This is a genomic window from Trinickia sp. (genome assembly GCF_051961175.1).
GTDB lineage: Bacteria > Pseudomonadota > Gammaproteobacteria > Burkholderiales > Burkholderiaceae > Trinickia.
This window is the reverse complement of sequence record NZ_JBQCDN010000444.1, coordinates 23,022-32,780: the sequence shown is the minus strand read 5'-3', so window position 1 is coordinate 32,780 and position 9,759 is coordinate 23,022. Positions and strand designations below refer to the sequence as shown.

The following is a 9,759-nucleotide window of genomic DNA, read 5'->3' as shown; positions in this document are numbered from 1 at the left end:
CGCCGCACCGAAGAAGTTCGTGTACCACACGCCGATCAATGCGAGCAGCGCGGGCAGGTTGCGTTCGAGCGGGGCCGAGGCGAAATGCTGGTCCATCGCGTGGGCACCGGAAAGCAGCGACGCAAATGCGTCGGCGCCGATATACAGCGCGATCGGCAAACCGATAGCGGACCACAACGAATAGCGGCCACCCACCCAATCCCAGAACCCGAACATATTGTCCGTATCGATGCCGAACGCAGCGACCGCGTCCGCATTCGTCGAGACAGCGGCGAAGTGGCGGGCGACGGCGGATTCGGGCGCACCGCTCGCGAGCAGCCAAGTGCGTGCGGTGTGCGCATTCTGCAGCGTTTCGCGCGTCGTGAACGTCTTCGACGCCACGATGAACAGCGTTGTCGTAGGATCGACGGCGCGCAGCACTTCGTCGATGTCGGCGCCGTCGACGTTCGAGACGAAATGCATCCCCAAGCGCTCGTGGCCGTACGGCCGCAACGCTTCGCAGACCATACGCGGGCCCAGATCCGAGCCCCCGATCCCGATGTTGACGATGTCCGTGATGGCGCGCCCCGTATAGCCGCGCCAGCCACCGTCGCGCACCGCGTCGCTGAAGCGGCGCATGCGGGCGAGGACCGCATGCACGTGCGGCACGACGTCCTCTCCATCCACAAAAATCGACGTGCCGGCCGGTGCCCGCAGCGCCACGTGCAGTACCGGCCGCGCTTCGGTCGTGTTGATCCGCTCGCCCTTGAACATCGCGTCGCGCCGTGCCTCGACGCCTGCCTCGCGCGCGAGTGCCGTCAACAGCGCGATCGTCTCGTCGGTCAGCAGGTTCTTCGAGAAATCGGCAAACACGCCGGCCGCTTCGAGCGAAAACCGATCGGCGCGCGTCGCATCCGCGGCGAACAGCGCGCGGATCGACGTGTCCGAAAGCGCGTCGCGATGGTGCGCGAGCGCCTGCCAGGCGGGAGACTGCGTGAGCTTCGACATCATGATCCCTTGGGCGAGTGGATGAACGAAAGGAGGAGCGATTAGCGCGGCGACGACCAGCCCTTATAGCTGCCGACGTTCTGGCGCGTGACGAGCGTGGAAGGCAGCAGCGTCGTGGCGGTCGCGGGCGCGTGGCCGTTCATGATCCCGTAGCCCACTTCGACGGCCTTTTGCGCCATCGCCCACGGGTCCTGGCTGGCCGACGCCTGAACGAGCGTATCGGTCTTCAGCGCGGTCTCGATATCGGGCGCGCCGTCGACGGACGTGATGACGATGCCGCTGCGCTTGAGCTGCTTGGCCGCGAGATCGCTGCCGATGGCTTGGGGGTCGTTGATCGCGAAGACGCCGTTGACCGTCGGGAAGCGTGTCAGATAGCCCTGCATCGTGTTCATGCCGCCTTCGCGCGAGCCTTTGCCATCCTGATCGAACGACAGCAGCTTGATGCCAGGCGCCTTGGCGAGTACCGATTTACAGCCGTTCACGCGATCGATCACGGCCGACACTTGCGGGCCGTTTTCGATGATCACGTTGCCCTTGCCTTTCAGCTGGTCCACCAGATACTGGCAGGAGATTTCGCCGGCCTGCACGTTGTTGGTCTGCACCGTTGCATTGGCGCCGGCAGCAGCCACGTCCACGGCCACGACAGCGATACCGGCGGCCTGCGCCTTCTTCACGGCAGGTTCGATCGCCTTCGGATCAGCCGCGTTGATCAGGATCATGTCGACGTGCGCCGAAATGAAGTTGTCGATTTGCGTGAACTGCTTGTTCAAGTCGTAGTCGGCCGAAACCGACGTGACCTTCGCGTTCGGGTTGATCTGCTTCGCCTTCGCTTCGGCGCCTTTTACGATCGTGACGAAGTAGGGGTTGCCGAGCGAGCCGACGGTGATGCCAATCGACTTGAGCGGCTTATCGGCCGCGTGTGCCGCGGACGAAGCGATGCCCATGGCGAGGGCGAGGGCGGTCAGTGCGGTCTTGGACTTGAACATATCGATGTCTCCGTGATGGTCCATGTTGTCGAATCGACGGCGGGCGGACCGGCCCGCGGCGGTATGGCGTCGAAGCGAATCGGGTTAAGCGAATCGGGGTTGAAGCGAATGCAGCCGGGCGAGCGCGTCAAGCGAGCGAAACGCCCGGCGAATCGCTCGCTGCGAAGTTCAGGTCCGTGCCGAGCCGCGTTGACGATAGCGGTCGAGCGCGACGGCGCCAATGATGACGAGGCCCTTGATGATGTATTGCCAGATGTCCGACACGCCGAGCAGCACGAGGCCGTTCGTGAGGACTGCGATGATCAGTGCGCCGATCAGCGTCCCGACGATCGAGCCGACGCCGCCGACGAAGCTGGTGCCGCCGAGAATCACTGCGGCGATGGCATCGAGTTCGTACGACTGGCCCATTTGCAGGCCGTTCGCCGCGTAAAGGCGTGCGGCGGACATGACCGCGCCGAGGCCGGCGAGCAGGCCCGAAACGGCGTAGACGAACAGTTCGATTGCCCAGACCTTGATGCCGGCGAGGCGCGCGGCTTCGCGGTTGCCGCCGACGGAATAGATGCGCAGGCCCAGCACCGTGCGCCGCAAGACGAACCATGAGCAGGCCACGACGGCCAGCGCGATGATCACGAGCCAGGGAATGCCGAAGATCGAGCCGTTGCCGATGAAGGCAAACGGCAGTTGCGGATTGAAGACGGTCGTATCGTTGCCGAGCAAGCGCGCGACACCGCGCACGGCCGTCAACGCGCCGAGCGTGACAATGAACGGCGGCAGGCGCAGCAGGGCGATGAGCCCACCGTTCAATGCGCCGAAAGCGAGGCCGACGGCGAGCGCGGCGGGTACGCCGAGCCAGCCCCAGTGGGAAATGTTCGAGGCGAGCATCGCGGCGACGGCAGCGGCCGCCAGCACCGAGCCGACCGAAAGGTCGATCCCGCCCGTCAGGATGACGAAGGTCATGCCTGCTGCAAGCACGATATTGATGGACGCCTGCTGCGTGACGATCGACAGGTTCTGCAAACTGAAGAACGAATCGGTCATCAGGCCGAAGCCGATGCACAGCAGGATGAGTACGGGCAGCATGCCCGCCGTGCGCAACAGCGTGTGTAGGCGCTGGCGATGATCGGCTGCGGCGTGGGCTTCCCGCTTCGTCGCGGCGGGCTCGCCCGTGACGGCGCTGGCGCCTTGTTGTCGTGTCGGGTTCGACATGTCGTTCTCCTCAATGTTCGCCATGATCTGGCCTTGACGTTTGGGGGCGCGGATGCGCGCGTTAGGCGGCGGCGTCGAGCGCTGGCTGCGAGCCCGTGGCCAATTCGATGATGGCTTCCTGACTGATCGCCTTGCCGGAGTGGCCACCCAGCTCTCCGGCAATCTCGCCCTCGCGCATGACAAGCACGCGATCCGCCACACCGATGATCTCGGGCAGTTCGCTCGAGATGACGATCACGCCGACGCCGGATTTCGCGAGGTCGTTGATGATTCGATAGATCTCGGATTTCGCGCCGATATCGACACCGCGCGTCGGCTCGTCGAGGATCAGCACGCGCGGCTCGGTTTCGAGCAGTCGAGAAAGCAGAACCTTCTGCTGATTGCCGCCCGAGAGCGCGCCGACATTCACGTTTGCGTGGGGCACGCGGATCGACAGCGAGCGGATCGCGTCGCGCGCGCGGTTCGCGCCACGCACGAGATCGAGGATGCCGGCGCGCGCATCGCGATGGCAGACCGACACGTTGATGTTGTCGCGCACGCTCATGTCGAGAAAGAGCCCTTGACGCTTGCGGTCTTCGGTCAGATAGACGAGGCCGGCGTCGATCGCTTCGCCAGGCGAGCGCAGCGGCAGCACACGCCCATCGATTCGGATCTCCCCGCGTGTGCGCGGCTCGGCACCAAAGATGAGGCGGGCAAGTTCGGTGCGGCCCGCGCCCACGAGCCCGGCGATGCCGAGCACCTCGCCCGCGTGCAGATCGAAGCTGCAGCCGAGCACGCGGCCGGCATCGGCCACGTCGCGCACGCTCAGCACGACGTTGCCGGGGTCATAGGGCGCGTGCTCCTTTTTATAGAAACCCGACAGATCGCGCCCGACCATCATCTTCACGAGGGAATCGGCGGACAGTGCGTCGCGCGCGAGCGTGCCGGCATAGGCGCCGTCGCGCAGCACCGACACGCGATCGGACAACTCGTAGATCTCGGCCATCCGATGGCTGATATAAATGATCGCGAGACCTTCCGCGCGCAGTTGACGGATCAGCTGAAAGAGCCGGTCCGTTTCGCGCGAGGAGAGCGGCGTGGTCGGTTCGTCCATCACAAGAATGCGGGCCCGCGTATGAACGGCGCGTGCGATTTCGACAAGCTGTTGCTCGGCGATCGACAGCGTGCCGACGATCGTTTCGGGACCGAAGCTCGCGCCGAGGCGCTTGAGCACCTCTTCCGAGTCGCGCGCCATGCCGGCGCGATCGACGAGACCGAAGCGCTTGCCGCCACGCCGCAGTTCGCGGCCAGCGTGGATGTTCTCGGCGACGCTCAGGTTTGGCGCAAGGCTCAGTTCCTGATAGATGACGGCGATGCCGAGTGCCTTCGCAGCCAGCGGGCCGTCGATCGTGACCGCCTTGCCGTCGACGATGATTTCGCCACCCGGATCGGCTTGATAGGCGCCCGAAAGAATCTTCATCAGCGTGGACTTGCCCGCGCCGTTTTCGCCCATCAGCGAGTGGATCTCACCGGCACGGACTTCGAGACGGACCTTGTCGAGCGCGCGCACGCCGGGGAACGTCTTGCTGATGTCGCGCATTTCGAGCAACGGGCGGCTCACCTCAGTGTGGGACATGATTGACCTCCTGGGCTTGGCCATCGGCGCCTTTCAGAATTCCGGCGCGCGGCGAAAAATTGAAGAACATCGGGAGCGACGCGGCGCCGATCGCGCCGGCGTCGGGGCCGAACGAACCGCGCATCAGTTCGGGGGTGCCGCGTGCTTCGGGCGCCCCGAGTGCGAGCGCGGCGCGCAGGCGCTTCATGACGGTATCGATGAGTCCAGCGTCGATATCGGCGTCGATGACGACGACGGGCGCGTCGGTGACGCATAGCATGGCGCGAACGGTGGGGGCGAGCGCGTCGATGCAATCGTCAATCCAGGCATCGACGGCGGGAATGCCTCGCTCGACGCAGGCTTCCAGTTCCGCACGCGTATCGACCGTCTCGCCGCAATAGCGCAGATGGCGGGCGAGCGCATTGAGCGAGGCACGCGCCAGCAGGATGTCCCAGGCGCCCGACGGCTGAGGGGCGGAGGGCAGACGGCTCGGCGGCACCGGCATCACGCCGATGTCACCGGCGTTGCTGTTGGCGCCGCGCAGGCAATCGCCGTCGATCGCGATGCCGCCGCCGATCGCCGGCCCGAGAAAGAGATAGATGAAATCGCTCGCCTGCCGGCCGCAGCCGTAGAAAAGCTCGGCGATCGCCGCGGCGTTGCCGTCGTTTTCGCTGAAGACGGGCAGCGGCACGATCGAAGCAAGTTCGCTGGCGAAGTCGATATCACGCCAGGCATCGAACGCGTTCGGAGAAAGCCCGAGCTCGCGCAGCCAACTGCCGAGATTGAACGGCTGAGCGACGCCGATACCGGTCAGTCGCTCGCGCTCGGCGGGCGAAAGACGCGCAAGCAGGGCGCGGATGTCGGCATCGACGAGTGAGAGGACTTTCGTGGGCGCAGGCAGCGCGATGTCATGGCTGCGGCGCGCCAGCACTTCTCCCGCGAAATTGACGAGAACGGTTTCGATCCCGCCGCGATCGAGGCGCACGCCGATCCCGAACGCACCTTGCGGAGCGAGCTGCAGCAAGGAGGCGGGCTGCCCGCGCAACCCCTGGACACGGCGTCCCGTCGATTCGATCAGACCGGCCTGTTCGAGCGAGGCGATGATGCTGCCGACCGACGTGCTCGTCAGATTCGCCGAGCGCGCGAGGTCCGCCTTCGATGCCGGCTGCGTGCGCCGTAGCGCCTGTAACAGCAGGCGCTCGTTGTAGCGGCGCAGGTTGGCCGAATTGCTGCCACGGCCCACGTGGGGATGCCTCACCTGTCTCCTCCGGGGCGACGAACGAGCCTTCGTCGCCATTAATTAAATCAAGTGGATTTATTTAATCGCTAACGCGCCGGAGATGGAATGAGGGTTTGTACTTACGATTGCCCGGTGGACGTTCGAAGTCCCCCCGGGAAATCCCTAGACGTAAGCGCTTGCGCAAACAGCTTCGCTTTCCTAGGATTGGGTCACGGGTCGCCCAGAACCCTGCCTTGATGCGGTTGCGCGCCGAATAACAAGGAGACACCTAAGTGACAACCATGGAGGATGTGGCCCGGGCCGCGAATGTGTCGGTGGCCACCGTTTCTCATGTCTTGAACGGCACGCGCAAGGTCAACGCAGAGACGGCACGTGCAGTTCACGAGGCGGTGAAGGCCAGCGGTTACGTTCCCAATTCGATTGCGCGCGCATTGGCGGGTGCGGTATCGAACACGATCGGTGTTGCACTCTCCGCGTCGACAAATCACTACTTCGGTGAGACGATCCGTGCAATCGAAGCCGCCTGCAAAGCGCACGGTTTGCTGGCGCTGATCTCCGATACCCACGACGACGCCGATCAGGCGCTCAGCGCGGTACAGGCCCTTCATCAGCGTCGCGTCGATGGCATCCTGCTTGTCCCTTCGCGCGATCCCCAGCAACGCGTAGTGGCGTATCTCCAGCAGAACCAGATCCCGTGCGTGCTGATGGATCGATCGTTGCCCGGCGATCTCGACTATGTCGGCGTGGAAAATCGCCAGTCGCTGCGCGAGTTGACTTTGCATTTGATCGCCCACGGCCATAGCCGCGTAGGGCTCATCTCCGGAGCGGACGGACTATCGACGACGGACGAGCGGATAGAGGGTTATCGCGAAGCGCTGACGCACGCGGGTTTAACGTTCGATCCAGCGCTCGTCTGGTGCGGCAACTCGACGATCGAATCGGCACGGGTCGCGACCTCGCGCCTGCTCAAAACGGATCGCCCGCCGACCGCAATCGTTACTGCGAACAATCTGATGACGATCGGCACCATGCAAGCATTGCGCGATGCCCGTATCGACGTGCCCCGCGACATGGCGCTGGTTGGGTTCGACGATTTCGACTGGGCCGACTACTTTCAACCGCGCCTTACCGTGATGGAACAACCCTTGGAGCGTCTTGGCGCCCGCGCCGTGGAACTGCTGATGAAGCGGATTGCAGAGCCGGACAGGGCGCCTCAAGCCATGCAATTGCCTCCCATTTTTCGAATCCGAAATTCTTGCGGCTGCAGCTGATCTGAACTAAGTAACCGGAATTTTCATCGTCCGAAGAGCGAGCGGTACGGTGAAGGCCATATCGTGCAGAAGAGGCTGTCGATCAGAAAATAAGGACTACTAAATAAACACGGGGATAGCGTCTGAGACCGCATCCGCCGTGCTCTTCGCCGCTTGAAGAGCAGGCGTTGACTCCATCCAAGAGGAAAGCCATGAAACGAAGAACGACGGAAGTCCTGCTTGCAACCCTATTCTCTGTGGCGTCCGCTGCTGCGTCAGCGCAAACCTATAACGAACCATTTCGCCCACAGTTTCATTTCTCACCGGCTCGAAATTGGATGAACGATCCGAATGGGCTGCTGTTCTACAACGGTAAGTTCAATCTATTCTTCCAATACAATCCGAATGGCATCACCTGGGGCGACATGTCGTGGGGTCATGCGACCAGTCCCGACTTGTTCCATTGGTCGCAACTGCCCGATGCGCTCGACTACACGGTGAATGCCAACGGCCAAACCAGCCAAATGTTTTTCTCGGGCAGTGCAGTGGCGGATGTGGCCAATACCAGCGGCTTCGGCACGGCCGGCCACCCACCGCTCGTCGCGATCTATGCGAGCTACTATCCGATCGCGCAGACGCTGGCGAACGGAACCGCCATTCAGGCCGGGCAGCAGGCCCAATCCATTGCCTATAGCCTGGATGAGGGAAAGACATGGGCTCAATACGCGGGCAATCCGGTGATCGCGTTGCCGCCGGCCCCTTACCAGAGCGAATATCAGAACTTCCGTGACCCAAAGGTGTTTTGGTATGCACCTGGCAAGAAATGGGTCATGGTTGTGTCGCTTGCGGCGCTACACAAGATCGCGCTCTTCTCGTCGGCGGATCTCAAGCACTGGGCGTTCATGAGCGAGTTTGGGCCGGCGAACGCGATCGGTGGTGTATGGGAATGCCCCGACCTCTTTCCCTTGCCCGTCGACGGTAATCCGCACCATGTCAAGTGGGTGTTGATGGTTGGCATCAATCCAGGCGCGTTGCAGGCAGGCTCGGGAACGCAATACTTCGTTGGGGATTTCGACGGCACACGCTTTACCGCCGACGACATCATCGATACGTTGCCGCCGCCCGGCAGCACCGTCTTTCAGAACTTCGAGGCGCCGAGTTTCGCCGCGATGGGTTGGACGGCGGCCGGTGCATTGCGCGGGCTTGCTCCCGCGACGGCGCAGCCGAATGAAGGCGCCCAGGGCAACCAACTGTTGGATACGTTCGCAGGCAGCGATTCCGCGACGGGAACGCTGACATCTCCCCCGTTCAAGATCACGAAGTCCTACATCGATTTCCTGATCGCGGGCGGCTATCACCCTTACGATCCAAGTACCTATGGAACATCGGCCGATACCGAAACGGCCGTCAACCTCCTGATCGACGGCAAGGTTGTCATGAGCACGACCGGCACGAACTCGGGACATCTCGGCTGGCGCAATTGGGACGTCCGCGGTTATCGCGGGAGGACCGCGAGCATCCAAGTGGTCGATCACAACACCGGCGCTCAGAACGGCTGGGGGCATATCATGGTCGACGATTTCGTGTTTTCCGATGTGCCGCAGAACGAAGCACACTGGCTCGATTACGGGCCTGACTACTACGCGGCTGCCTCTTGGAACGGTTTGGATCAGAACGACCGATTCGGCATCGGCTGGATGAACAATTGGTCCTATGGCGGAAACATTCCAACGAGCCCTTGGCGCAGTGCGATGAGCGTGCCGCGCCAGTACGCCTTGCGCACGATCGACGGCCAGGCTCGTCTTGTACAGCGGCCGGCGCCTACGTTGAAGTCGCTATGGCAGCCGGCCTTGCCCGTCCCTTTCGGTCATGTCGAGATCGCAAAGGGAGAAACGCCGCTTCCGGGCGGAGCCTCAGGCAAGACGTTGGATATTTCAGCCGTGTTCTCGCCAGGCACTGCGTCAGCGTTCGGCCTCAAGGTTCGCACAGGTGCGAACGGCGACGAAACGCTGATTGGTTACGATACGCGGAGCCGGCAGGTGTTCGTCGATCGATTCAGATCCGGGCTGACGAGCTTCGACCCGATGTTCGCTGGCCGCTACACGGCACCACTCACGCCGGACGCCGACGGTCGAATCAAGTTGCGCGTGGTAGTGGATTGGTCGTCCGTGGAGGTTTTCGCTGGCGAAGGCGAGGCCGTCCTGACGGCGCAGATTTTCCCTGCAGCGACGAGCGACGGGGTGGCGCTCTTTGCCAAGGATGGGAGCGCGACGCTCGACTCGATCACGATCCATCCGGTCAAGTCAGCGTGGGCCAAGTGAGGGTGACCGCGTTCTACCGTCTATGCGGGTGCTCGCCCGGCGGCTGACATGCCGGAGCATTCGTCATGTGTGTGCGACGGCCGCCGATTAGATTGCCAGCGCTTCCCGATCCTATCGGGAAGCGCTGGCGGGCCCGATGATCGGTGGGCTGCTGGCGAGCATCGATCGCGTATGC

General features: G+C 63.2%; 7 protein-coding genes. 2 read left to right on the top strand and 5 right to left on the bottom strand.

Annotation, left to right across the window (positions count from 1 at the left end; genetic code table 11):
* The 5 genes from pgi to ACTHL0_RS25265 all read right to left on the bottom strand — a co-directional run.
* On the bottom strand, window positions 1-987 hold a 987-nt coding region (pgi, locus tag ACTHL0_RS25285), incomplete at its 3' end, for a glucose-6-phosphate isomerase (protein ID WP_440569811.1).
* 41 nt (window positions 988-1,028) lie between these two features.
* Entirely contained in the window at window positions 1,029-1,973 is a 945-nt protein-coding gene (locus ACTHL0_RS25280; RefSeq protein ID WP_440569806.1) for an ABC transporter substrate-binding protein, read from the bottom strand.
* Between the two features lie 168 nt (window positions 1,974-2,141).
* On the bottom strand, window positions 2,142-3,179 hold the full coding sequence (locus tag ACTHL0_RS25275; protein WP_440569810.1) for an ABC transporter permease subunit: 1,038 nt from the start codon (window positions 3,177-3,179) through the stop codon (window positions 2,142-2,144).
* 61 nt (window positions 3,180-3,240) lie between these two features.
* Window positions 3,241-4,794: a sugar ABC transporter ATP-binding protein gene (locus tag ACTHL0_RS25270; protein ID WP_440569805.1), complete on the bottom strand. Its 1,554-nt coding sequence runs from the start codon at window positions 4,792-4,794 to the stop codon at window positions 3,241-3,243.
* On the bottom strand, window positions 4,781-6,031 hold the full coding sequence (locus ACTHL0_RS25265; RefSeq protein WP_440569804.1) for an ROK family transcriptional regulator: 1,251 nt from the start codon (window positions 6,029-6,031) through the stop codon (window positions 4,781-4,783). Before ACTHL0_RS25265 ends, ACTHL0_RS25270 begins: the two co-directional genes overlap by 14 nt.
* A 263-nt stretch (window positions 6,032-6,294) precedes the next feature.
* On the opposite strand from ACTHL0_RS25265, the gene ACTHL0_RS25260 reads away from it, so the two are divergent.
* Both ACTHL0_RS25260 and ACTHL0_RS25255 read left to right on the top strand, forming a co-directional pair.
* Window positions 6,295-7,284, top strand: a complete 990-nt coding sequence (locus ACTHL0_RS25260; RefSeq protein ID WP_440569809.1) for a LacI family DNA-binding transcriptional regulator — start codon at window positions 6,295-6,297, stop codon at window positions 7,282-7,284.
* 191 nt (window positions 7,285-7,475) lie between these two features.
* Window positions 7,476-9,584, top strand: a complete 2,109-nt coding sequence (locus tag ACTHL0_RS25255; RefSeq protein WP_440569803.1) for a glycoside hydrolase family 32 protein — start codon at window positions 7,476-7,478, stop codon at window positions 9,582-9,584.
* The last annotated feature ends 175 nt before the right edge of the window (window positions 9,585-9,759 follow it).